The sequence below is a fragment of the Blautia sp. NSJ-175 genome (assembly GCF_022867815.1).
GTDB classification, from domain to species: domain Bacteria; phylum Bacillota; class Clostridia; order Lachnospirales; family Lachnospiraceae; genus Blautia; species Blautia celeris.
In genome coordinates this window covers 32114-57977 of sequence record NZ_JALIFQ010000004.1, presented here as the reverse complement: position 1 = coordinate 57977, position 25864 = coordinate 32114, and the positions used below count along the sequence as shown (strand labels likewise).

The 25864-nt window shown below is 47.4% G+C and carries 24 protein-coding genes; 3 read left to right on the top strand and 21 right to left on the bottom strand.

Annotated elements, in window-relative coordinates; genetic code table 11:
• Positions 1–38: 38 nt before the first annotated feature.
• The 10 genes from uxuA to MUB35_RS07710 form a co-directional block, all read right to left on the bottom strand.
• Positions 39–1094, bottom strand: a complete 1056-nt coding sequence (gene uxuA / locus MUB35_RS07755) for a mannonate dehydratase (RefSeq protein WP_244805997.1) — start codon at positions 1092–1094, stop codon at positions 39–41.
• 29 nt (positions 1095–1123) lie between these two features.
• Positions 1124–2482: a GntP family permease gene (locus tag MUB35_RS07750; protein WP_103731418.1), complete on the bottom strand. Its 1359-nt coding sequence runs from the start codon at positions 2480–2482 to the stop codon at positions 1124–1126.
• A gap of 209 nt (positions 2483–2691) precedes the next feature.
• Entirely contained in the window at positions 2692–3939 is a 1248-nt protein-coding gene (locus tag MUB35_RS07745) for a metal-dependent hydrolase family protein (RefSeq protein WP_244805996.1), read from the bottom strand.
• Positions 3940–3979: 40 nt separating this feature from the next.
• Positions 3980–4360, bottom strand: coding sequence for a RidA family protein (locus MUB35_RS07740; protein WP_033142172.1), 381 nt, complete (start codon positions 4358–4360; stop codon positions 3980–3982).
• Positions 4361–4384: 24 nt separating this feature from the next.
• Complete coding sequence (locus tag MUB35_RS07735; protein ID WP_244805995.1) at positions 4385–6466, bottom strand: acetate--CoA ligase family protein; 2082 nt, start codon at positions 6464–6466, stop codon at positions 4385–4387.
• A 10-nt stretch (positions 6467–6476) separates the two neighbouring features.
• A complete protein-coding gene (locus MUB35_RS07730) occupies positions 6477–7016 on the bottom strand; it encodes a 2-oxoacid:acceptor oxidoreductase family protein (RefSeq protein ID WP_033142174.1) in 540 nt (179 codons plus the stop codon).
• Positions 7016–7759 (bottom strand): thiamine pyrophosphate-dependent enzyme, encoded by a 744-nt coding sequence (locus tag MUB35_RS07725; protein ID WP_033142175.1) that lies wholly within the window; start codon positions 7757–7759, stop codon positions 7016–7018. Before MUB35_RS07725 ends, MUB35_RS07730 begins: the two co-directional genes overlap by 1 nt.
• A gap of 1 nt (position 7760) precedes the next feature.
• Complete coding sequence (gene vorB, locus MUB35_RS07720; RefSeq protein ID WP_103731415.1) at positions 7761–8846, bottom strand: 3-methyl-2-oxobutanoate dehydrogenase subunit VorB; 1086 nt, start codon at positions 8844–8846, stop codon at positions 7761–7763.
• Positions 8847–8861: 15 nt separating this feature from the next.
• Positions 8862–9065: a 4Fe-4S binding protein gene (locus MUB35_RS07715; RefSeq protein ID WP_033142177.1), complete on the bottom strand. Its 204-nt coding sequence runs from the start codon at positions 9063–9065 to the stop codon at positions 8862–8864.
• Positions 9066–9289: 224 nt separating this feature from the next.
• Positions 9290–10726, bottom strand: a complete 1437-nt coding sequence (locus MUB35_RS07710) for a trimethylamine methyltransferase family protein (protein ID WP_244805994.1) — start codon at positions 10724–10726, stop codon at positions 9290–9292.
• A 305-nt stretch (positions 10727–11031) separates the two neighbouring features.
• On the opposite strand from MUB35_RS07710, the gene MUB35_RS07705 reads away from it, so the two are divergent.
• Positions 11032–11805, top strand: a complete 774-nt coding sequence (locus MUB35_RS07705; RefSeq protein WP_081960433.1) for an IclR family transcriptional regulator — start codon at positions 11032–11034, stop codon at positions 11803–11805.
• A 78-nt stretch (positions 11806–11883) separates the two neighbouring features.
• On the opposite strand, the gene moaA is transcribed toward MUB35_RS07705, so the two are convergent.
• The 6 genes from moaA to MUB35_RS07675 form a co-directional block, all read right to left on the bottom strand.
• Positions 11884–12864, bottom strand: a complete 981-nt coding sequence (gene moaA, locus MUB35_RS07700; protein ID WP_244805993.1) for a GTP 3',8-cyclase MoaA — start codon at positions 12862–12864, stop codon at positions 11884–11886.
• A gap of 177 nt (positions 12865–13041) precedes the next feature.
• Complete coding sequence (locus MUB35_RS07695) at positions 13042–14280, bottom strand: aminotransferase class V-fold PLP-dependent enzyme (protein WP_244805992.1); 1239 nt, start codon at positions 14278–14280, stop codon at positions 13042–13044.
• Between the two features lie 2 nt (positions 14281–14282).
• Complete coding sequence (locus MUB35_RS07690; protein ID WP_227245274.1) at positions 14283–14702, bottom strand: hypothetical protein; 420 nt, start codon at positions 14700–14702, stop codon at positions 14283–14285.
• On the bottom strand, positions 14699–16774 hold the full coding sequence (locus MUB35_RS07685; RefSeq protein WP_227245272.1) for an aldehyde ferredoxin oxidoreductase N-terminal domain-containing protein: 2076 nt from the start codon (positions 16772–16774) through the stop codon (positions 14699–14701). Before MUB35_RS07685 ends, MUB35_RS07690 begins: the two co-directional genes overlap by 4 nt.
• Before the next feature lie 4 nt (positions 16775–16778).
• Positions 16779–17468, bottom strand: coding sequence for a 4Fe-4S dicluster domain-containing protein (locus MUB35_RS07680; protein ID WP_227245270.1), 690 nt, complete (start codon positions 17466–17468; stop codon positions 16779–16781).
• A gap of 82 nt (positions 17469–17550) precedes the next feature.
• Positions 17551–18207, bottom strand: coding sequence for a hypothetical protein (locus MUB35_RS07675; protein ID WP_227245268.1), 657 nt, complete (start codon positions 18205–18207; stop codon positions 17551–17553).
• A 280-nt stretch (positions 18208–18487) separates the two neighbouring features.
• On the opposite strand from MUB35_RS07675, the gene MUB35_RS07670 reads away from it, so the two are divergent.
• Complete coding sequence (locus MUB35_RS07670) at positions 18488–19204, top strand: LytR/AlgR family response regulator transcription factor (protein WP_227245266.1); 717 nt, start codon at positions 18488–18490, stop codon at positions 19202–19204.
• Entirely contained in the window at positions 19201–20523 is a 1323-nt protein-coding gene (locus tag MUB35_RS07665) for a sensor histidine kinase (protein ID WP_244805991.1), read from the top strand. The genes MUB35_RS07670 and MUB35_RS07665 overlap by 4 nt, the downstream gene beginning before the upstream one ends.
• Before the next feature lie 56 nt (positions 20524–20579).
• Here the strand turns inward: MUB35_RS07665 and MUB35_RS07660 are convergent, their stop codons facing one another.
• The 5 genes from MUB35_RS07660 to MUB35_RS07640 all read right to left on the bottom strand — a co-directional run bounded on the left by MUB35_RS07660 (position 20580) and on the right by MUB35_RS07640 (position 25802).
• On the bottom strand, positions 20580–21482 hold the full coding sequence (locus MUB35_RS07660) for a DMT family transporter (protein WP_054351058.1): 903 nt from the start codon (positions 21480–21482) through the stop codon (positions 20580–20582).
• 16 nt (positions 21483–21498) lie between these two features.
• On the bottom strand, positions 21499–22938 hold the full coding sequence (locus tag MUB35_RS07655) for a trimethylamine methyltransferase family protein (protein ID WP_227245261.1): 1440 nt from the start codon (positions 22936–22938) through the stop codon (positions 21499–21501).
• 122 nt (positions 22939–23060) lie between these two features.
• Entirely contained in the window at positions 23061–23708 is a 648-nt protein-coding gene (locus tag MUB35_RS07650) for a cobalamin-dependent protein (RefSeq protein ID WP_148393110.1), read from the bottom strand.
• A gap of 10 nt (positions 23709–23718) precedes the next feature.
• Positions 23719–24990, bottom strand: coding sequence for a PocR ligand-binding domain-containing protein (locus MUB35_RS07645; protein ID WP_054350849.1), 1272 nt, complete (start codon positions 24988–24990; stop codon positions 23719–23721).
• A 125-nt stretch (positions 24991–25115) separates the two neighbouring features.
• Complete coding sequence (locus MUB35_RS07640) at positions 25116–25802, bottom strand: zinc metallopeptidase (RefSeq protein ID WP_103732496.1); 687 nt, start codon at positions 25800–25802, stop codon at positions 25116–25118.
• Positions 25803–25864: the final 62 nt, after the last annotated feature.

Genomic DNA, 25864 nt, shown 5'->3' with positions numbered 1-25864 from the left:
AGAAATCATTCTGTTCCCCATATGCCGGTCTGTATTCTCTATCTGTTTATTTTATCCAGGGCTTCCCAGATACCGTTTAAGTATGTGGCTCCCAGTGCCCTGTCGTACAGGCCGTATCCCGCTCTGCCTGTCTCTCCCCAGATCATGCGGCCGTGATCCGGACGGATGTAGCCGTCAAATCCATTGTCATGAAGGGCCTTCAGGATGGCAAACATGTCCAGGCTTCCGCATGCTGACAGATGTGCCCTCTCCTCAAATCCTCTGTTGTCCTCCAGGACGGCCACATTTCTGGCATGGACAAAGTGGATCCTTCCCATGGCTGCGTATTTTCCGGCCATTTTGACCACATCATTTTTTGCACTGCAGCCCAGGGAACCGGTACAGAGAGTGATGCCATTGTGCGGGTCGTCCACTAATTTCAGGAACCTGTCCAGATTCTCCTCACAGGTGATGATTCTCGGAAGGCCGAAAATGCTCCAACAGGGATCATCCTCATGGATCGCCATATTTACACCGCAGGATGCGGCTGTGGGGATCACTGCTTCCAGGAAGTATTTCAGATTATCCCACAGATTCTCCTCGGACATGCTGTTGTACTCAGCCACCACCTGTTTCAGTTCTTCCCTGGTATAGCTGGCATCCCAGCCCGGAAGTGTCAGGTCGCTGTCACTGGCAAGAGGATTTACCTGGTCTACCTGCTCCTGGTAGTATACAAGGGAGGTAGAGCCGTCCGGCAGCACATGGTCAAGCTGTGTCCTGGTCCAGTCAAAGACGGGCATAAAGTTATAGCAGATACATTTGATGCCTGCCTCTGCAAGTCTTTTGATATTTTCACAGTAGTTGGCAATATAGCGGTCTCTTGCCGGCTTGCCCAGCTTGATATCCTCATGTACGGGAACGCTCTCAATGACTTCAAAGTGAAGGCCGGCCTCCTCTGTCTGCTTTTTAAGCTCCGCTATGCTCTCCCGGCTCCAGACCTCTCCCACAGGGACATCATAGACTGCAGTCACAATAGAGTGCATGCCCGGAATCTGACGGATATTTTCCAATGTAACCTTATCCTCTTTTCCATACCAACGAAATGATAACTTCATAATTTTTTACCTCTCTTATTTTTTTAACCTTACTGTACAATAAACCAGATGATCGTGGCGCCTATGACACCGACGATGCCTATGATCGTTTCCATCACGGTCCAGGTCTTCAGATTTGTCTTCTCATCCACCTCAAAGAGGGATTTGGAGAGCCAGAAGCCGGAGTCATTTACATGGCTGAAGGCAGTAGCGCCTGCTGCCACGGCAATGGTGATGGTGGCGAGCTGAATCTGTGACAGATCCGCAATGGCCGGCATGGATGCCATGATCCCGGCAGCCATTGTCATGGATACCGTGGCAGAACCAACGGAGATCCTCACCACAGCGGCGATCAAAAATGCCACAAGTACCAGCGGCAGGGGAAGGCCTCCCACGAAATTTCCGAAGGCTTCACCGATACCGGAATTCTGGAGAATGAAGCGCAGCATACCGCCGCCTGCGATCAGCAGAATGATATTTCCGGCGGATGACAGGGATTCTGTCATGATCTTTGTCAGCTCCTCCCTGGTGTAGCCGTGGCGCATTCCCAGCAGCACCATGGCCGTGATCGTGGACAGCAGAAGGGCGATCACAGGGGTTCCCAAAAAGGTCAGTACCGGATTCAGCGGCTTCATAAACGGAATCACGGATGACAGGGTATTCAGAATGATCAGAAACAGCGGAAGCAGTATAATGGCCACCACGGTGCCGAAGGACGGAAGTTTTCCCTCCACCATCTTCTTCTCATTCTGCTCAAAGGAGGACGGAACCGGAAAGTTATATCGGTCCCCTGCGAATTTACCGAACACAGGGCCGGCCAGGATCATGGCCGGAATCCCGATGATGATGCCCAGGATGATCACATAGCTCAATTCCACATTCAGCATCTCTGCCACCAGCACAGGACCCGGTGTTGGCGGGATAAAGGCATGCCCGATGGCAAGTCCGGCCAGCAGGGGAATGGCATAGTGGAAAATGGAACGGTTGGTTTTCTTCGCAATTCCAAACGCAATGGGAATGAGAATCAGAAGGCCTGACTCAAAAAATACCGGCATTCCCACAATAAGGCCCGTGACGCCCAAAGCCCAGGCAGCCTTTTTCTCTCCGAACTTATCAAGCAGTGTCTGGGCGATTACCTCCACACCGCCGGATACCTGCAGGATCGCTCCGAACATGGAACCCAGTCCGATCAATACGGCTATGGTCTGAAGCGTGGTTCCCACACCCTCAGATAAAGTATCTGTAATCATGGTAAAAGGCATACCTACTGCCAGGCCGATAATCAGGGCAGACAGCATAATTGACAGGAACGGCTGTACCTTCAGCTTAATGATCATGAACAGCAGCACGGCAAATCCCAGAAGGGCGCCGATAATCAGCCGCTCCGGTGATGCAACAAAATTCTCCATTTTTTCTTATCCTCCATCATCTTGTAACAGTTTCCGCGGTTTGTTACCTCTTTTCTTGATGGGTTTATTGTAACAAAAAACGGCTTTGGAAAATATGGGGGAGAATTTGTATTTTATATGGTAAAATTATGTTCTTTTCAGGGAAACGCAGTGACAAAAAACCGGCAGCGGAATGATACATTCCCTGCCGGTCTGCTTCTATTCTATATTTACTTTTCCAGGCGGTTTTTTACAAAATCTCCTTCTTTCATGATCACATCCATATGCTCTGCCGCTATGGTCCTGATATCTTCCAGGGGATTGCCGTCTATAACCAGCAGGTCAGCGCTTTTGCCCTCCTCCAGAGAGCCTGTAATATCTCCCACACGAAGGGCTCTTGCACCGTTGATGGTAGCGGCCACAATGGCATCCATCTGGCTGATTCCCGCTTTCTCTACGAATGCGTACAATTCCCCGACAGTCGTCTCTCCATAAGGCGTCATCTGAGAGTTAAAAGAATCCGAACCGATTGTGAGAATAATACCCTTGGCGCTGGCTTTTCTCAAATTATCATAAATACGGTTTAATTCTTTCTCTTTCACTGAATTTCCCGGATATTTGTCGTGGAGCTTTGGATCGTATTTTGGAGGGAATGTATCAAACCATGCCGGCATAAAGTTGATGGTTGGACAAAAAGCAATATTTTTTTCCGCCATAATATCCAGTGTCTCGTCATCCAGTGACTGTCCATGTATAATCAAATGAACTCCTGCCTTAGCAGAATTGTACGCGCTTCCAAAACAATGGGACCAGACAGGAATGTGACGCATATTACACTCATCCACAACTGCCTGCACTTCCTCCATGGTATAATGCTGGTCCATAGCCGTCTCCCAGCGCCAGATACCGCCTCCCGTAGCCCAGATTTTTATAGCATCCGGGTTTTCCCTGAGACGCCGACGCACGGCTTTGCGAAGATCCCAAGGCCCGTCCACACACTCTGCCCACGGATGAGATTCTCTGTTCATCTCTATAGATACCTTATGAGAATCCCCGTGGCTGCATGTGGCGCAGAACCCAAGGCCTGAGGCCACTACTCTCGGCCCCTTCATGACACCCGCCTCTATCATATTCCGGATATGGATGCCGAATCTTGAGATTTCCCCCACGGTCGTCAGACCTGTTTCCAGGCACTCATGTGACTGCTGTACAGCCACCACCGCTTTCTGGATATTGTCCTCCAGCACCCAGTCACTGTCATTGTCTGTGAGATTGCCGGAAAAATGCAGATGTGCATCGATCAATCCCGGCATCACTGTCTTACCGGAAATATCTGTTATATGATATCCCTTAGGTACCGCTTTTCCCGGGCCGGCATATGTGATCTTACCGTTGTCCACCAGCACCAGGCTGTCCTTTACTGCCGCGGCCCCTGTGCCGTCAATGAGCAGGCCGCCCTTTAATGCGATTCTATTCATTATCAATCTCCTTTATGTTCTCTGGAATGTGTATACAGATCTATTCCTCAGCAAAAGCGATCATGGATGCTTCCAGAGGGACATTTTCCGGGAGCGCCTCCACCTGTACGCACACTCTGGTGGGTCTGTGGCTGCCGAAAAACTCCGCATAGGCCTCATTGATGGCAGCAAAATCGTCCAGACTGTTGATGTACACGTCAACACGGGCCACACTTTCCCTGCATCCGCCGCCCGCTTCTACAATGCTGAGCAGGTTGTTCAGCACCAGCGTTGTGGCCGCTTTGATCTCATATACATATTCCCCGTCTTTTGTAAGAGGAATCTGGCCTGAGGTAATGATCATATTGCCGTATTTTCTTCCGTGACAGTAAGGCCCCAGTGCCGGGGATGCTTCCGTGCTCACTAATTCTTTCAGTTCCATATTCTTTCCTCCGCTTATTTTTTATCAATCTATATACTGTACAAGCAGTGCGTCTGCAATGGCTACGCCCTCTTCCGTCACAAACACCGGGTTTATATCCAGTTCTTTTATGCTGTCCTTTCCCTTAGCAGCCATCTCGCTGATGCTCACCAGCATATCCGCCAGCGCTTCCTTATCACATACCGGATTACCGCGGTAGCCATTCAGCAGCGGATAAGAGTTCAGGCTCTCCAGCATCTTTTTCGCCTGCTCCCTGGTAAGCGGCGCCGGTGCGAGCTGCACGTCCTTGAACAGCTCCACGAACACACCGCCCATTCCCACCATGATCATAGGGCCAAAATCCTTATCGTTGTTCACACCGATGATCATCTCCACTCCTGCTTTGAGCATGGGTTTTAGCAGTACACCTTCCAGCTTCGCATCCGGCGCGTTTTTCCTGCAGTTATCCATCACCGTCTCAAATGCCAGGCGAAGCTCTGCCTCATCCCTGATATTTAATTTCACACCGCCCACATCAGACTTATGCTGAATATCAGCAGAATGTATCTTCACGGACAGGGGATATCCCAGATTCCCGGCTGCCTTTACCGCCTCATCTGCTGTGGCAGCCACGGCCTGGGGCGGAATCGTAACGCCGTGTGCTTTCAGGTAATTCAGGCTCTCGTACTCGCTGAGTCCTTGGGAAGACCCATGTGTTCTTTCGGGAACCGCCGCTTCTGTATCCTGGTATTCAAAATTGGCAAAATCCAGCACCTGCTTTAAGATTCGGCATCCGTAGCGCCCTGATGGGAGCAGAGGCACGCCTGCTTTTTGCAGGATATCCGCACTCGCCTGATGCCTTGTGTGCTCAATGAACGGAATCCAGAATACCGGTTTCATATCCGGATTCTCTCTGGCAATGGATACCGCCTCCACCATATGGGAGATGGTATCATCCCAGATCTCCGGCGTGATGGTATAGGCAATACAGATGGCATCCACATGATCGTCTTTTGAGATGGCCTCCATGGCCCGAACCATGACCGGGGTGTTGTATCCGATTCCTGCTGTCATATCAAAAGGATTATTTACGGAACCATAATCCGGAACAAGAGTCTGAAGATATGCTTTCGTCTCCGGATGATATTCCGCCAGGCGGATTCCGAACTCGTCTGTCAGGTCTGCCATGACCCCGGCCTCGCCGCCGGAAACATTCATGAATACGCATCTCTCCCCCTTAGGAAGCTCTTCCAGCCAGGAAAATGCAGCAGCCAGACCGCATAATTCTTCCAGATCCCTGGCCTCTATGACACCGTACCGCTTAAATACAGCTCTCAAGACTTTATCTGCCCCGGAAAGGGAGCCTGTGTGGGATTTTGCCAGCTCCTGCGCTTTGCCGGAACGGCCTGTCTTCAATACCACAACCGGTTTTTTCTTTATTGCCGCTTTGCGGAATGTCTCCACCAGCTTCTCCGGTTTTGACACGCCCTCTATGTATGCAGCCACGACTTTTGTATCCTCATCCTCCACCAGAAAGTCCAGATAATCTTCCACCTTCACATTACAGGAGTTGCCGGAGGAGATCACATGGGAGAATCCCATATTCGGACTGTCCAGCCCTCCAAGCACGATCTGTCCGCTCTGGGAAATCATACCGATATTGCCGGAACGGTCCCGTTCCTCCACCAGAAAGGCAAACGCAAAGATACCGTCAATGAAATTGGCAAACCCCGCACAGTTCGGCCCCATGACCGCGATTCCCAGGCGGTCGGCTTCCCGGACCAGCTCTCTTTGAAGCTCTTTCCCCTCTGCTCCCGTCTCACTGTATCCGCTGGCAAAGACCACGGCTCCTCCGCAGTTCTTCCCTGCCGCTTCCCGTAATAAGGAAAGTATGGTCTTCTGGGGGGTACACAGAATGACCAGATCTACATCTCCCTCTATCTCTGACAGGGAGTGGTATGCCTTGTGGCCGAAGATCTCCTCTCTTCCCGGATTCACCAGATACAGATGATCCAGATTCCCGGAGAATTTGAGGTAATTGCGGGTGGTATCACCGCCGAATCCCGCTTTTTCACTGGCACCTACGATGGCAACTGTCCTTGGTTTCAATAATTTTCTCAAATCCATATATCAGCCCTCACTGCATCTTCTCCGCTTTTTCATATCCCATCATAAAGCACTGCACGTTTTTGTCACTTGCTTTGCCTTTTTTATTGAAATAAGCTTCCAGTGTATCTGCAAACTCATTTACATCCATCATGCCGGTAGCCCTGATCATAGCCCCCAGGACTACCAGGTTCAGGCCTCTCTGGTTCTCCAGTTCTGAGGCAATTTCCATAGCATCCACACCGTATACCTTCACATTTTTCGGGAACTGCTTTTCTCCGAATACGGAGCGGTTGATGATCACGCAGCCTCCTTCCCGCATATCAGACACATATTTGTCATACGCGTCCTCATTCATGCAGCACAGCACATCCAGGTAATCCGGGTAAGGACTTCCTATCTCCTCATCGGATACCACCACACGGCAGAGGGCAATGCCTCCGCGCATCTCCGCAGAATACTCGCTGGTCCAGCTCACATTTTTGCCGTGCTCTGCCGCGATCTCGATCAGGATCTTTCCGGCTGTCAATACGCCCTGACCACCGATACCTGCAAACATAATATCAGCCATTATTCGTCACCCCCATTATCTACATATACTTTCACCGGGAATACCTTTTCATTTTCCTCTTTCATCTTCTTCATGGCATCTGCCGGCGATAATTTCCAGTTAGTCGGACATGGGGAAAGGATCTCTATAATGGAAAATCCTTTCTTGTCCCTCTGGTTCTCAAAGCCTTTCTTTAACATCTTCTTCGTCTGATCAATGTGTTTAGGATCACACAGGGAACCTCTAGCCGCATATGCGATTTTATAATTCTGAAGGATGTTCAGCATATCGAACGGCTCTCCTGCCACCTTGTCATCTCTTCCTTTTTTACTGCTGACTGTCTTGTCTCCCACCAGAGTGGTCGCCGGGCACATCTGACCGCCGGTCATGCCGAATATTCCGTTATTTACCACGATCATAGTTATTGGAACATTCCTCTGGGCCGCGTAGCAGGTCTCGGAAAGGCCGATCACATAAGAGCACCCATCCCCTGCATGGACGTAGACATTGGAATCCGGATAAACCTTTTTGATTGCTGTGGCCACTGCCGCGCAGCGCCCGTGAGGACCTGCGATGCCGTCACAGTTCAGAGTGTCAATAGACCAGTAAGCACAGGCAATATCCACGACCTGGATGGTCTTTTCACAAAGCCCCAGTTCCTCGCAGCACTCTGCGATCAGGCGCTGTATGATACCATGGCCGCAGCCGGGACACCATCCCACCTGCTGGTTGATCATTTCCGGTTTTGTCATTTTAGCTGCCATATCAATATACCTCCAGTTCCTTAACATCTCCTGCCAGTACCCCTTTGCAGAAGTCTACGATTCCCTGAGTTGTGGGAACATATTTTGATGTCAGATAACCGTAGAGGGGAACCTTATACTCTGTGGCCAGACGGATATCCAGTCCCATCTGGGAGGAGAGGCTCATCTCAACAGTTACCAGCCCTTTTAATCCCTCCGGGAGATTTTCAAAGGCTTTTTTCGGATAAGGCCATGCCGTGATGGGACGGATAAGGCCCAGTTTCATGCCTGCTTCTCTGGCTCTTCTCACTGCTGACTTGCATATTCTCGAAGAGATTCCATAGGCAACAAGGATAAGCTCGGCATCCTCTGTCATGAAATTCTCCCAGCGCTGCTCATTGTGATACATATCGGAGAATTTTTTCCGTACCATCGCATCGTATGCACTGTAATCCATGGAACGATCCAGATTGGTGACCTTTACTTTCGGTTCATCTTTTTTCTTCTCACCCTTGATCGCCCAGTCAAATTTACTTCTGTCATGTTCCTTCGGTTCGGGAAGGACTACCTTTTCTATCATCTGGCTGATTCCGCCATCGCTTAAGATGATCACCACAGTGCGGTATTTTTCAGCCAGGTCAAAAGCTTCGTATGTAAGCTCTGCGCATTCCTGCACGGAACCCGGTGTGAGGACAAGCTGCCTGGAATCTCCGTGGCCGCCGCCCCTGGTCGCCAGCCAGTAGGAATCCTGACCCTCTGTGATCTCACCGTCGCCTACACCGTAGCGCATGACATCTATGATGACCGCCGGAAGATTGTAGGAGGAAAGATAGGAGATCCCTTCCTGCTTCAGATCATACCCCGGACCGGAAGAGCTTGTCATTACACGCTCACCGCATGCTGCAGCTCCCCACAGCATACTCATACTTGCGATCTCGCTTTCCCCCTGGATGAAGACGCCCCCGCGGTCCGCCATGTTGGCTGACATGTATTCCAGTATCTCACTCTGGGGCGTGATAGGGTAACCTGCATAGAAGCGGCACCCTGCACGGAGAGCAGCCTCAGCGATCGCCTCATTGCCTTTCATTAATTGAAATCCTTTACTCATCTTCTCTGCCTCCTTCTACTCAATGGTAAATACATAATCGGGACAGATCTTATAGCACTGTCCGCATCCGATACAGGTTTCTTCATCGATTCTGATGATCTCGTATCCTTTTTTGTTGATCTCAGTGAGAGGCTCAATGGCTTTCACCGGACATACCCCTACACACAGGCGGCAGCCCTTGCATAAGCTGGTGTCCGCAGTTGCTTTTGCTTTTGCCATGATTCAATCTCCTTTCGGTATATTTCATTTATTTTTTTAATATTTGATTTCCGACTCCATTTGCATAATATGGACAGGTTCCTGTACCATATATCCTTCAGTTCAGGACCCCTGCCCATATCTCAGTTTCATGTAATCTGTATCTCCTGCTGCATAGCAGAGCGTATTTGAAAATTGCTCTGGCCGAAAGAACACGCACAGCTCTCTTAAAATGTCATGCCCTGTTATCTGCTGTGCTTTGCTACATATGCATCGATTTCTTCGGCTGTACTCTTATCAAGTAAAGTTTCCGGTGCCTCTTCCAGACGGCGCTTCCATTCCTCATTGGCACGGCGGAGTACATAGGTATAATCCTCCATTGGCCTCTTCTTATAATTACTGTCCCAGTCCGTATAATCCGGGTACCATGCGCTATACATATAATCAAGGGTATCGTCACTGGTAATGAACTGTCCGCCGCTGCCCTCTTCCATGATGGACTCTAAGGAAGCAGCCTCCTCCGATACGTCGATACCGTTTCTGATATAGAGCAGACGGCTGGTAATCTCCTCATCGATAATGGTTTTTTCATAGGAAGTAGTCATAAGGCTGTCAAGGGTTCCAATCTCAGATAACTGGTAATCTGCACCAGAAAGGATATTCGCCATGGTACCTTCATAAGATTCAATACCGCACTGGATATCACAGTTCAGGGCATCTGTGCTGTAGGGTATCGTTCTGGACGGCAGGTTATAGAACCTTTTGCCCATCTCCATGGAACCGATTTGAAGCATCACACGTCCCGGAGAACCGCAGCAGTAGGTCGCACCCTTCATATTGCCGGGGCAGGCACCCACTCCGTAGCCTACAGGATTGCCTGGATTCACAAGCTGTGTCAGAACAATGCCTGCCAGGATCTCCGCATTCTGCATAGTGATCGTGCCAAAGATACGGATAGGACCGGTCACCCCTGTACTTGTGGCAGTTCCCATGGTAACAGCCTGTCCGCGCTCAGCCAGCGCAATGATATTGTCAGCCACCTCACGGCTGTAGGACATCGGACTCATAGAAGGCGCAGACCCCGGTGCCAGATATACTTTTCCACCCGGCTCTAACTTCTCACCTGCAGCGATCTCTACCATATCAATAGCCTGATGCATTTCTTCATAAGAAAACAGCTTGGTATAGAAGGGTTTATCCGTATGGTTCAAAAGAGCACGCATGATCTCAAGATGGCGGTTGACCGGGTCCACATCGTTGGCCTCTACACCATTATTGGAGTTCATGGTCATGACTTTGCTGCTCTGGTAGATCTTGACCAGATTTATCACGTCCTGAAGCGTACCGCGGCGGATGCCATTGTCCAGATCGGTTACATTCACCGGTCCGATGGGACCCGGTACGCCATAATCGCCTCCGCCCAGGTTAATGCTCTTCTTGGAATCAAGTCCATGCATCACAAACTGCGAAGGAGCTTTCTCCAGCGCATCCCTGACCTGCGACTCTGTCATGTAAACCTGTGTGCCGTCTACACGGAAACCATGTTTCTTAAAAAGTTCAAGTGCTCTGTCACTGGTGATATTGACACCGTTCTCTGCCAGAAGCTTCATAGAGTAATCGTGAACTCTCTGCAGATCCTTATCGCTGAACATGGACAGCGATACTCTTCTCATTTCTTCCATTTTCCTTCTCCTTTATTTCATAATTTTATTTTAAGTTTCTATTTTTATTATTTATTTCATTTTACTATATTATAATTCATTTTACAAATATAATATTATAAAATTATGCATAATGTTTTTTATCTGCTTTTATGCACATTGTACTACTCATAATTTATTTCATTTTTATAAATTAATATTCTGTTTTCTGCGCAATAAATCATTATATTAAGTTAATGTTCAAAATCTCTCTTGCACACTCATTCATATAAATGTATAATGAAATAAATTATTAATTTCAGAAATCAGGATAAGGAGGATATACTTTGAGCAAGGCAATACAGAAAATGGAAACGATTCAGGCTATAGACCGTGCTTTCCAAATTCTCGAAACAATATCCCGTTCAGGCAATATGACATTAGCTGAATTACATGAAAAGATGAACATCAGCAAGGCTTCCCTGTCACGTTTAGTATATACGCTGGTGGAAAATGGTTATATTGAGAAGAGACCGAACAATGAATACAGTCTCACATTAAAGGCATATGAAGTGGGTATCAACGCCGTACAGAATCTGGATCAGATTTCACTGATCAACTCCACACTTGCCGATTTGAGCCGAGAGACAGGGCGGGTTGCACAATTCTCTGTTGAGGATAACAATCAGCTTTTATGTGTACAGAGCATTGGACAGACTGCACCTTCCTTCTCCGTCTATACAAACGTTGGACGGCGTTCTCCTCTGTACTGCACAAGTGCCGGCAAGGCGATTTTGTCCACATATTCAAACCATGAGATTATTGAGAAATGGGAAAAATTTAATGTAAAGCGTCTCACAGAACACACCATTACGGATGTCCACGCTTTACTTCAGGATATCAGTGAAGTGAAACAGCGGCATTATGCGCTGGATAGGGAAGAAAATGAATATAACATCTTCTGTGTGGGCGCTCTTGTAATGAATTATACCAATACGCCGTTGGGTGCAATCAGTATCAGCGGCACTACGCTCACCGAGGAGGAGGAGCATGCAATAAGTGAAACGCTTATCGCTGCTGTAAGGAGGCTGTCCGCGACTCTTGGATATGTCATGCGGTAGCACTATCCCCATAATCCCCAAAACCCTGTCCTATGTATTCCCGTCACATCAGAAATACCATAGAACAGGGTTACAGATTTATCCTCCTATTTGAATCATCTTATGGGTTTCAGTAATCTTCTGAAGTTGTTCAAAGCAATGCTGATCCGGTTTCTTCATAACAGCCTGATACAAGGCACCCCGCAGTTGCCGGAATTTCTCCCGGTCATCTGCGCCAGAGCGCAGAACAGGTTTTAAAGAAATACTTTCTTCATAACAAAGACAAGGCTTCACATCCCCCTGTGCTGTCATTCTGATTCGATTGCATCTGCTGCAAAATTTCCCGTGCATAGCACAGATAAATCCTATTGAGCCCAGAAAACCCGGTATGCGGTAATATACCGCCGGTCCATTTCCATGTACCGTTTTGTCAGATAAGATATTGGGGTTTCTTTTGGCAATCAGTGAAAACAATTCCTGTGCAGACAGGGATATATATTCTCTCCCGTATCCAATGGGCATAATTTCAATAAAACGAACATCCACCTTGTGCTCTTTCGCCAATCCAATCAAGTATGGCCACTGCTCCTCTGTGACCCCTTTTTGCATGACACAGTTAACCTTAACCCTTATTCCGGCCCACACTGCCGCCTCCAGGCCATCCAAAATCTCTGTAAGCCCGTCCCGACCTGTAATCTGTCTATACTGCTCTGAATCCAGAGTATCCAAACTAATATTTACTCCGTCTATCCTGCTCTCCAGAAGTGCCGGCAGATTCTTTTTTAGTCCAATTCCATTTGTCGTCAGCGTTACCTGCTCCACCCCCGGAATTTTCCTGATTTTCCCTGCCAGCTCAGAACAGCCTCTCCGTACTAAAGGTTCTCCTCCTGTCAGCTTGAACCGGGTAATCCCCAGTGAAACTGCTGCCCGGCAGACCATCAAAATTTCTTCAAAACTCAGTATTTCCCTCGCAGGTATGTTTTCTATATCCTCCGGCATACAGTAACGACACCGAAGATTACACCTGTCCGTTATAGAAATACGCATATAATTAATCTTTCTTCCATAAGGATCTCTCATTTATACATCTCCCATCACAATCTGCTGTTTTCGCTCTATTTATATTAAAAGTATCTCCTCTGTAGGCGGATAATCATCAAGGGGAAAACGTAGAAAAGGTGATTGATCACAGGACGATTGTATTAAAAAGGCCCCTTCTCCATCTTAACTCTGGATAAGGAGCCTAATTATTACAAATCATCTTCCTTTTAATGTGGTCCCTGCTATCGTTTCCGGCACTTTCGCCAGACAATCCAGAAAGTACGCAATCTCTTCCTCCGTATTATAAGGGCTGAGACTTACCCTGCAGGTGGCTGCAGCTCCCAGATAGGTGAGCAGCGGCTGGGCACAGTGCGTTCCTGCACGAATAGTAATTCCGCTGCGGTCCAGATAAAAAGCAACTGCCAAAGGGCTCTGCCCCGCAATATTAAATGACACGATTCCGCCTCTGTCATCCGCATAATCCGGATTGCCGTATATTTTCAGCCCTGATATCCTTCTTAATCCTTCCAAAAGCTGTTGTGTCAGTACAGCCTCATGAGCACGTATCTTCTCTATCCCAAGATTTTCAATATAATCCAGTGCTGCAGCAAAAGCATAAGCACCTGCGGGATCCTGCGTCCCTGCCTCGAATTTCAGGGGGGCCTGCTCAAAGATAGCTTTTCGTTCTGTCACGGCCGTAACCATCTCGCCACCTCTTAAAAAAGGTGTCATCTCTTCCAGATACTTTTTTCTTCCCCACAAAATCCCAATACCATTTGGCCCAAAAGCCTTATGGCTTGAAAAGGCAAGAAAGTCAGCCCCCATTTCATAAGGATTCACAGAACCGTGCAGAAGCCCCTGGGCGCAGTCAATCACAGTAAAAGCGCCGACGCTGTGTGCTTTATCGATAATCTTTTTTAGGGGAAACCATGTGCCCAGTACATTGCTCACCATTGCACACGCTACGATTTTAGTGTGGGATCCGATCTTTTTATCCAGTTCTGCATCTGTCAGTCGGCCATACCGGTCTGTCAGCAGATAAACCAGACGTGCCTTCCGTTCTCTGGCAATCTTCTGCCATGGCAGGAGGTTACTATGATGCTCTGATATGGGAAGAACTATTTCATCACCTTCCGTAATTTTATTGAGAGCAAAACTTTGGGCTACAAGATTAATTGCCTCCGTGGTATTCCTGCAGAAAATAATCTCGCCTACGTCAGCCCCTATATGGTCTGCCACCACTCTTCTGGATTTTTCATAGAGCTCTGTGGCAGCTTTCGACAAATTGTAAGTCCCTCTGTGGGGATTTGCATTCCTCCAGCAATACCATTCTGTCAGCGCATTTATGACACAGTCCGGCTTCTGCGTAGTCGCAGCATTGTCCAGATACACAAAACGGCAGTTCTCACTCCTCAGATTCCTTAACATCGGAAAATCCTGCGCAATATCCAGCATAATCATTCCTCCTCTTCCAGGACCTCCGCATACTGGTTCATGCGGGCAGACAGCACCACACGAACCGTATCTACTATAACGGGCATTCTTTCATTACCTGAAAAGACTCTTTCCAGTACAGCGGCCAGTTCATGGTCTCCTATTATATCATTGACCCAGGCTGTCAGCTTCTCTCCATCCAGAGTTCGGACACCCCCTGTCGGATTGCGCGGATTTCTTTTAGTCACAAAATCAGTCAGGGATTGAAGCGTATAGCAATAATCAACATAACACCCCCTGTGGAAACCCTGGGAAAGCACTTCAAACCGCTCTTCCCAGGATACTTCCCTTTTAAATCTGTGTACTTCATCTGCTGTAGGATAATCCATATGGAATCCAAATATCTCATCCAGAGGTTCGGATTCCATCTCATAGCAGCTCATGACTCTGCTCCCAGTTTTCCAGCGGCTTCCAGAGTATCTGCAACATTTTTCAACCCCATCTGTTCAAGAGTGCTTCTGGTCGGCCAGCCGGTTGCCGTATCCCAGCCTTCTCTTATATAAAAGCGTGTCTTAAAATCTTCAAACTTGTCACGGTCCATGGTGCGCCCTTTACCGGAGCAGTAATCCCATTTCCCATCTTTATACATTGGATATAAAGCATCCTCTGGATTCGGACGTTCATAAACATAACCTGCAAATACTTCGTCATCGCGATGTCTGCCCTGTAGTGTCCAGATTGCCTTATCCAGTGTAAATATCTTGTGTCCGAGCTCCAGGGCTTTTTCCCGGGTCATCTCTTTTCCGGTTACGGCTTTATAGAGTTTACAGCCGTAATCATCAATATCAATCTCATAATTGCCATAGGGATCATTAAAATTAATGCGCGGAAATCCCCAGTCGCAGAAGCATAACGACTGTTCCCATACACGCGCCCAATGACGCCCCCATACAACCGCATCCATTCTCGCATCACTATACATGCCTTCTTCACTGTAATCAAAGCTCATGGGAGTCAGGCCTGTGGATTTTGCGAGCATATTTGCCATCTGGCTTGCAGACAGCAGCGGCGGAATATCCAGAAGTGTAATACAAGCTTTCGGAACCCAGTACACATAAAAATTAAAATAATGCTCATTGATATCACGTTCTCCAAATATACTTCCATAACTCCAGTCTGTTTCCACCTGAGGTGAGTAATGCTCATAGTATCCCCATTGAGGATGTACCAGCACACCTGTCCTGGAATCCTCATCCCAGGTTCCCCATCTCTTCGCAGCCCTGGCAACACCATCAGCCAGCGCATCTCCCAATTCTCCTTCACGATTTACCATCTTCAGCAGAAGCTGACGAGAGAATTCATGCGTCCCATATGTTGAAAAATCAAGATCACCTGTATCAATCTGTTTACCCGGTCCTGCAAGGCCGCGTTTATACAGTGCATATACATAGGACGGCGTATCAATCTCAAATCCATTGATTCCCCAGCGATTCAACAGGTCTGCGTTCAGCCTTCCTGTTTCTTCCGGCTCCACAGAACCTTTTCCCCAGTTGAAGATGATACAAAAGGATTCATTCCCTTTACCATCCGGATAAATAGCACGGCATGCACCATGACATCCTTCACAAGCTTCAGGGCGTGAAGGAAGATAGCTGAAATTTGACAGCCCCTGCCCACGTCCAGGTGTATTAAATAAATGTGTTTGAAAATGGCAGTCATATGGAATATTATCTGGCTTATCAATCTTATAAACGGTCCTGTCAATAATTTCTTCCCGCAGTTTCAGAAGCGCATTGGGATCTGCCACTTTGACGGACTGTGTTCCTGCAAAGCTGACAGCTTTCAGGTTCTTGGACCCCCATACCGCCGCAAAACCGCACTGTGCAGCAATATGGCTTGCATCATGTACGATACCCGCAACACGTCCAAGCCTTTGAGCTATGGGTGCAATTGCCATAACAGCCGGCCGCTGCATGGTGGTTGCTTTACGCTTCTCTGTCCTGATATCATACCACCTGCCATTTTCAGCCCCCTCTGTAACAATCTTTTGAATCTCAATCTGTGTCTCATACGCATCGTATTCATTTTTCCACATTTCAGTAGCATCTTCAATGGTGACCGTGCCGTCATAGACATTGATCCAGACAGGATGATCCGCTTTCCCGGTAACCATGAACGCATCAAAACCTGCTCGCTTCATACTTCCCGCAACACGTCCCCCAAGACTGGAACGATTGTACCACTCTGGTTCTCCAAATGCTCCGATTCCTGTCACTTCCACACGGGCTCCCGCTGAAGGAACCATGGTTCCCGAAAACGGTGTTGCTGCCACCACAATCAGATTTTTAGGGTCAAAAGGTTTGATTGATTTATCTTCGCAGTAATCCCAGAACAGTGCGCTGGCCAGTCCATGGCCCCCCAGCCAGTCCATATATTTTTCAGTGTCAATCATTCTAATCTCATTGTCAGTAAGATTTACATAAGCAATTTTCCCTGTATAGCCGTAAAATGACATATGTCTACTCCTCCTTTTCTGTGTCCGGATCGTCCCAGAAACTTCTTGCAACACCAGAACCTGTAGGCTTCAGACCTGCAGCCTCCACAGCTTCTTTTGGAGGCTGTATTCCTTCATCATCAATGGGGAAGTTCATGCGTGCATAATGAAGGCTCTTACGTAGATTTACATGATATCCTTCTTCTGACTGCTCAGGCATCTCCGTGACAAATTTAATTGCTTTCAATGAGCAGGCTGTAATACACGCCTGCTTGCCACATGGGCCTCCATTCTCTTCCCAAAACGGTGTATCCAGACAAAGGTCGCACTTCAAAGCTTTCTTCTCTTCCGGATCAAAGGCAATACGCGAAGGGGGATAAGGACATGCTTTAATGCATTTTTTACAGCCAATACATTTCTCCTTGTCAATTCTGCGCACACCAGTCTCTGCATCCACATATATTGCCTCTTTCGGACAGACTTCCATACATACCGGCTGCTCACATTGATGACATATGTACTGTTCAATATCATCCTTAGGGTATTTTCCAAATACATTCTTTTTGATCTGAATTCTGGATAATACCGGATTTATGACCCCGTGATGAGCTAAGGTGCAGGCCATCATACAGCTCATACATCCGGAACACTTTTTTGTATCTACTACCAGATACCCTTTTGAGGGCGGTACTGCCGTTAATTTCTTTTCATCCATGATTTGTCTTTTTCTCCTTTATTTCATATTCAGGTCTGATGACGGATGACCTGTAAATCCGTACTCTAATTTTCCGTCAAAATCAGCCGTCAACTGTTTTCTGTTTAAAAAACGGCCTGCCGCATGGCACATCAATTCCTGTTGTTTTTAAAACACCGGCTACTGCAGAATAGTATACGCAGATTCCACTAAACAAAAGGGCCCATCCGCTGAGCATCCCCGTCATTACAGTCATAATCCCAAGGCCTGACAATCCTGACGCTGAAACACCGATTCCTGCAAAAAAGAATACCAGGAAGTCCACTTTCGCACTGTACCGCAGACCCGGAAGCAAAAACAATACAAATGTACCTGATATCAGAAAACTAATGCCGCCAATGGTATTATCAAATGGAATTCCCGAATATGAACACAATGCATGTCCCACATTCACAGCGCCGCCGAATAGCCCGAAACTTGTGGCAAACACAACATAAACGCATCCCGACAGTGTATTGCCAAGCCTTAGATAATAAAGCCCTCCTACGAGATAGATCACAAAGAATCCCAGCAGTACAACTCCGATTGCCAGTTCAAAACCTTCTGTATCACAAAACCCCATAGCATTTGCCCAAAAACAGAAACAAAGAGTTCCAAATCCGATTGCCAATCCCCCTCCGATATCACCAGGCCCGGCAATTCCCTTTTTCGTCCCTTTCTTCTCCTTCTCTTGCGGCAGCATATTTTCATTGTTTCCCATCTTCTCCTCCTTTCCCGCCCCGGAACTTATCCGGACAAAGCCATTATTCACCTGCCGATTCTACTATACATTCATGATATCCAAACTGTATTTAGGCTTCAATACATATGTCATTTTCGGGATTAAAAATGTCATTTTCTGTTCTATTCAGCAATTACATTATATTTTTTCATTAATCGCAGGGAACTTATTGACTTTTCAGAATAAAGAAAATATAATAAATTAAACTTGTCGTCCCCCACAGGCATTGCTGATACATTTGATAAGAGGTGATTCCGTTATGTACAGACTTGTCCATATTGAGGACAGCAAAGAAGATCAGATATGTATCTCTCAGATGCTGGAACAGATTTCAGCAGATATTGAAAAGACTTTTTCACTCACCCAATATACCAGTTGTGAGAGCTTTTTTCGCGAAACAGTACCGTATAGTTTTGATATTGCTATTTTTGACATTGAGATGGAAGGTCTGAACGGTATAGAAGCTGCACGGCAGTTTAGAGAGAAGGATAAATCCGTCATTATTATTTTTGTAACATCCCATGCAGGAAAAGTGTTTCTCAGTTTTTCTGCTGAACCATTTGAGTATTTAGTCAAACCGATTTCCTACGATCACCTGAAGGATACCCTTGAACGCGCAATCAATAAAATTGCCGCTTTTCAGAATAAAAAATTCTATTTTTCCTTCAAAGGAGGGTTCTTCAGCGTTCCATTAGAAAGAATTGTATATTTTGAAAGCATAAAGCGGATCATTAAAATTGTAACTGATACAAATACCTATTACTTTTACAGCAAACTGGATTCTATTGAAAAGGATTTTCTATTCAGGGATTTTATTCGATGCCATCAGAGTTTTATTGTCAATCCTGACTATATCAGACAAATCCAGAAAACAGACATACTTCTGACTACAGGTGATTTGCTGCCTATCAGCAAAGGAAAACAGGGGAAAGTCAAGACACAGTTTATGCATTACGTGGGGAATATCTCATTATGAATATAGAATTGATTATTTACAGACTTGTTGTCTCATCCGTCTCAGGATTTTGTGCTGCTTTTCAGGTCTCTTTGTACCTTACCCTTAAAAGAAAGGTATATTTTTATCTGCATATTTTAGTATCTGCTCTATTGACATACTGTTATTTTAGTATTGATAAATCGCCCCTGCTGATTCCTTACAGTGTACTGGCTGTAGCCGTCTGCTGTATCCTTGTCAATCTGATCTACAAAGAAAAAAGATTTCATAAGCTATACAGCACCTTTCATCAGGGTATTATCAGCATTGCGGCACTCTACGCAGCAGAAAAGTTTGCCGGTATTTCAGCATTATCAGGAAGTGTATCACCTATTGTATTTTTTACAGTAAACGCATTGATTAATGCCATTTGGTGCGTCAGTATGTTTATTGCACGACAGAAAATCTTTACCATACTCCCCGAGCCGGAAGAAAATTACAGAAAAACTTCCATAGCCAGCGGCACAACTTTGTTCCTTCTTTTAATCTGCTGTTCATTTGGAGGAGATATGTTTCTTTTCCGGAAGCTGCCGCAGGAAATTTTATTTACCTGCATGCTTTTGATAATTGTCACACTTTCTGTTCTGGATATTCTGAATATGTGTGTCATATCCAATGAAAAAATGGCGGAGGAAGAACGCCGGATCATTATTGCTTCTCAGAACCAGATTCTGAAACAATACACAGACAACCTGATGGAGCACCACAAAACCATTCGCATTATTCAGCATGACCAGCGGCATCAGCTTACCACGCTTTACACGCTGTTTCATATAGGAAAATCAGAAGAGGCTCTGAATCTCCTCACCAAGCTTACGGAGCATACCCTGCAGCTGAAACACGAGGAATACTGCGATAACAGTATTTTGAACGCGGTTTTGACTGACATCCACAATTCCTGCATAAATAATGGAATTGACTTCCAGGTCAATATCAGCCTCACAGAAAAAATCCGGATTGATGATATAGATATCATTGCTCTCCTGAAAAATGCTCTGGATAATGCCATAGAATGCAGTCTGCAGCTAATGGACCGTACAAGGGCCTGCATTCATCTTACCGTAAACACTAAGGGTGGTTATCTCACTTTTAAATGCACCAACACAGTAGATCATGCCCCCCGTATTATCAATAACCACATCCATTCAACCAAGGGCGGCGACGGTCTTCCTCATGGTTTTGGCATGTCCTCCATGCAGCTCATTGCAAAAAAATACGATGGTCTGATGAAATTAGAATCTGATAGCTTTATCTTCACACTTACCATTGTCCTTACAAACCAGGAGTTCCATACCAGCTAAATTATATAAAATGCTCCCTCCTAAGCGAAATAACTGTTACTTAGGAAGGAGCATTTTTACGCCTGAGCGTCCAGATTCCTCTGGTCTTTATCCAGCATAAACACAGAGACCAGAATGATGATTCCACCGATGATCTGGTTCGCAGTAGGTATTGTACTGTATAGTACCAGTGAAATCACGATGGTCACTACCGGCAGAAAATCCATCATCAGATTTGACAACAGCACACCGATCCTTTTGATCGCAAATATATTCAAAAAATAAGCAATCGTAGAATTAAATACCCCCAGCACGATCAGGTTCATGAACACCGACGGTTTTGCAAGGACGGACGGCTCCACATGATAGAAGAATAAAAACGGCAGCGTAGTGACAGCCCCCACAAGTGCCTGGTAGTTCAGCAATACGGTCTTCTCATATCCATCCGATATCTTGTCTGTCAGGAAACAATAGACTACCCAGGAAATGATGCTTAAAAGACACAGCGCATATCCCTTGAAATTGGTTGCCATCAGATCCCCGATCTTCACACCCATCAGAATATACACACCGACAAGAGAGATCAATATACCCAGGATTCCCAGCTTTGTCTTCTTCCTGTGAAACAGAACGATTTCCATGATCAGCGCAAAGACAGCGGCAAATCCAAAAAGCAGGGAGGAAACCGTAGCCCCTATGGATGTAACACTTAAAATAGTGAACCCATGGAAGAATGTCGTACCGACCAGGCCGGACAGGATGATAATGCCCCAATCCTTTTTCTTCACTTTCATATTCTTTCCGGTCACGAGATTAAATCCGGTAAACAAAATCGTCATGACTGCCATCTGAATGACCAGAATCACTACCGTAGGAAGGTATTCACTGATTACAGCCCTGGAAATATAAGACACACCGTAAATCGTGACGACTACCACCATGGCCAGCAGCCCTATGGTCTTGCCTTTTGTCTTATCCATAAGCATCCTCTCCCCTCTAACGCTTGATGTTCTTCGCCTTCTCCGAGGAACCGGCAGCGACAGCGTCTATGGCATCCCTCACATCTTTTGGCAGGATCTCATAGTCACGCAGCTCTTCCAGCATATCCTTCACTTTTTCCGCACAGATATCACGGATATCACGGCTTCCGTTCGCCTCCCAGTTCTCCCAGGTGCCTCTCTCCATATATCTCGGCATCCATATTTCATCCTTGAAATGTTCAAAGGTGTGGTCAGTCTCCAAGAATGTGTTGCCGGGGCCGACTTCCTCCATATTGTCATAGGCCAGTGTCTCATCGTCAAAGCTGAGCGGACGGGCCATCCTCTGCAGAATCTGCATGCACTCATCGGAATAGATCATATCCGCAAAGTCCACCATAAGGTCCATGTCAAGCTGCATGGAAACGATGAAATCACAGCTCAGTGCTCCGGCGAGTCCGCCCATACCGGTCTCAAATCCGGCCTGTGCATCCAGCACCTTGCCGTCCCGCAGATTGGCCGGCATCTTAGTCGGCAGCCCAACATAATCTCCCATCTGTGACATGCCTACCTTCATGATAATGCTCTCCGGTGAGGACATATTGATGCACATGGTCTTCATATCCATGCTGCGCACATAGCTGGAATAGATCACAGGCGCCCCCGGATTGACAAGCTGGGACAGTGCGATGCAGGCTAATGTCTCCGCATGGGTATGCACCAGTGCACTCTCCACGGACATGGGGGATGTCATGCCCAGGATTCCGCCGGAGCTGATCACTGACGGTACCTTATGCACGGCTGCCTCCATCAATACATTGGATGTATTTTCATCCACTCGGAGCGGCGGCATAGTCAGGACCCAGAAGGAGATGAAAGGACGTTTCAGGAATTCTTCTTCGCTTCCCACTGCCAGACTGGCCATCTTGACGGCATCCCGCACACCCTCTTTTCCTACAGCTCCGCCGGTGATGTGTTTTGTGGTATTTTTAATGGAAGTCGCCCAGGTATACCAGTCGGATGCCGCCATGGGCACATCCTGGGGCGTGACCAGTGCACTGGCGATGGTCACGGTGTCCAGTTTTTCCATGATCCTTGTGATCAGGGCAAGGTCTCTGTCTGTAGCTTTCCTGCGCAGTCCTGTCTCCGGGTCCAGCACATGGGTAGCCATGGTCATGGCAGCCAGTGACGGCACCCTGTCTTTCACATGCACATCTTTATCCGGTGTCCTTCCATATAAAACGAATTCCTCTCGCTTTGGAACCGTCTTTAATCCTTCCTCGATGATGCTGCGCGGTATTTTCACGATTTGTCCGGACACTTCTGCCCCTGCTTTTGCAAAGTATTCTCTTGCCTCTGCCCCCTCAAATTTCATTCCCAGATCTTCCAGCATCTCCAATGCTTTTTCATGTACCCGTACTACTTCCGCGTCGCTTAAATACTTGATCGATGGTCTCATGTTTTACCTCCTCTAAAAAAAACCCTGTTCTGTTGCATTCCCGATACGTATCTTCTTTTGATACATCAAGAATACCACAGAACAGGGTCTGTTACTTTTGCTGTATTTTGCTATTTATTGCTCTATATTTCTTTCAGGAGTTTGGACAGATTCTTGTTCAGGAAGTCCCGCAGTTCAATGGCATCCCTGGTATAATAATCCGCTCCTATCTCTTCCGCATACTCTTTGCTGACGGAAAGGCCTCCCACGAAGACAATGACCTTGTCCCTTATGCCTGCCTTCGTAAGCTCCTCTATGACACCCTTCAATTCACAGACCGTTGTGGGCAGAAGTGCAGACGCCATGACAAGCCTGGCGTCATGTTCCACTGCTGCCTCCACAAACTCCTCTTTGCTGACATCCACCCCCAGATCCACCATATCTATATTCAGAGTGGAGAGGTATATCTTGACCAGATTCTTTCCGATGTCATGGACATCCCCCTCCACGGTACCGATGACCGCAGTGCACTGCCTGGCGCCCCCCTGATCCAGATAGGGAGTCAGACATCTGAGGCCGGCATTTAAGGCACGGGCCACACGCAGCGCCTCCGGCACGCAGACCTCACTGTTGCGGAACTTGTACGCCAGTGTATCCACGCCCAGAATCAGTCCCTCTTTGAGCACTGACTCCGGAGGATAGCAGACAGCAATGGCTTTTCTGATCAGATTTACCACCTCATCCGCCTTCCCGCCCAGAAGGTTCCGCCTAATTTCTTCATATATATCCATTCTGCATCTCCTATAAGAATTTGTTCCTGTACTGTCCCGGATTGACTCCTATCAGCCTTCGGAATGTCTTTGTATAGTAGCTCTGGCTTTCAAACCCGCACTGTTCCATGATCTCCTTCAGGCTCAGTTCCCTGTTCCCCATCAGCTCTATAGACTTTTCGATCCTGACCCTCAGGATATAATCGCTGATGGTTCCTCCGGTCTTCTGACGGAATAAGGTACAGAGATAAGACCTGCTCAAAAATACGTGGCTGCAGATGTCATCCAGGGTGATCTTCCTATTGTAATTCTCTTCTATGTAATCCCTGACATTTTTCATGACACTGATATGGTCATCTGTCCCCAGAAGGTAAATACTGTCAAACCACCGGTTCAGCATCCGGTAGGTGATCTCCATCATTTCCTCAATGTTTTCCACATGCTTCATGTCCTGCCTGTAATGTTTTACACCATTCATGACGACTTCGCTGTCCGCCCCTGCCTCCACGATGGCTCTGGCGGTCACAGCCATGAAATCGTGCAGGGCTGACTTCACAAGAGCCTTGTCGTAGGAACACAGGATCTCGATATCCGTGAACAACATTTCCAGCATGTTCTGTATCTTTTCTTTGTCCGCCATACGGACGTACTGGAGATACCGTTTCTCCCTTTTCAGATAGACAGACCAGTCGAATTTTTCATTTTTCAGTGTCTTCTTTCTCTCTTCGATCCTGGTGGTCATGGCATCACGCCAGCTCATGAGATTCTTCTGGTCCATGAAAATGGCGTTCTGCGTCTTTGAGAGATACTGCATCATGACCTGGAGAAGGTTGGCGGAGGACTGGCACTGGTCTGCGGAGATCACGCGCAGCTTTTTTACCTTCTGCTCCATCTCTCTGCGGTCCTTTTCGCTCAGACAGAACTTTTCCGCGTCCTGACAGAACACATGATCCGGCTCCCACAGAAGGACTTGTCCGCACATGACAGCTCCCACTTCTGTTCCATCCGCATAGATGGGGACTGCCCACATGACAAGGCCGGCATGACAGGCAAAAAAATACGGTTCTTTCCACAGGAATGCCTGCCTGCAGGCCTTTTTATAGGTACGCCTGCAGCGTGCTCTTCCCACCTCCGTGTCCTGCACCTGACGGCAGTATGCGCACTCGTAGTAGTCTTTACTGGCAAGGAAGACCTCCCCGTAAGTGTTCACTGCTATGATTCCCAGCTCTGTTGCCTTTGCGAAATTGTCAAGCATCTCTTCCAGGTAATCTTTTTCCTCTGAATGTTCGTATCCCTCTGCCATATGCTTCCTCCGGACTATTCCTCTTGTCTTTATTCTACTGCCGGAGGGAGAAAAAGTAAACTCGGTATTTTTATGCGTATGTGCATAACTCCCCCTGCGGGACAACGGCTGTAAACAGCAGCGGCCTAATTTCTCCGTCTGCCGGAAAGCAGTACCAGACGTAAAAGCTGCAGGATAGATGAGAGTGCCGAGGCCACATAGGTCAGTGCTGCTGCGCGCAGAACTTTCCCGGCCCCCTGCAGTTCATTTCCCTCCAGGATTCCGGCACCGTCCAGAATCCTGAGTGCTCTGCCGGACGCGTTGAATTCCACAGGCAGGGTCACAAGCTGAAAGGCCACCACCAGAGAAAATAAAATAATACCCGCGTTTACAAGACCCGGTGCTCCCATGAGAAGGCCGATGAGGAACAGCGGCCAGCAGAGGGCAGAACCAAGACTTACGACCGGAACGATCGCGCCTCTGATCTTGATCGGTACATACCCCACATCATCCTGGATCGCATGGCCGCACTCGTGGGCCGCCACGCCGATGGCTGCCACGGACTCTGAGCCGTAGACGGTTTCAGACAGCCGCAGTACTTTGCTTCTGGGGTCATAATGGTCTGTGAGATTTCCGCCGACCCTCTCAATCTTCACCTGGCTGATTCCCGCACGGTCCAGTATGGTCCTGGCTGCCTGTTCCGCTGTCATGTGCCGGGCATTTCCCACGGTACTGTACTTTTTGTAGGTCTGGTTCACATTTGCAGATGCTATGACACAGAGTATTACACCTGCTAAGACCAGAAGATATGTGGCATCATAATAAAAAAACATCCATAATCCCTCCAATGCATGAAATACTTTATTCATTATTTCATTCATCATAAGGTTATGGA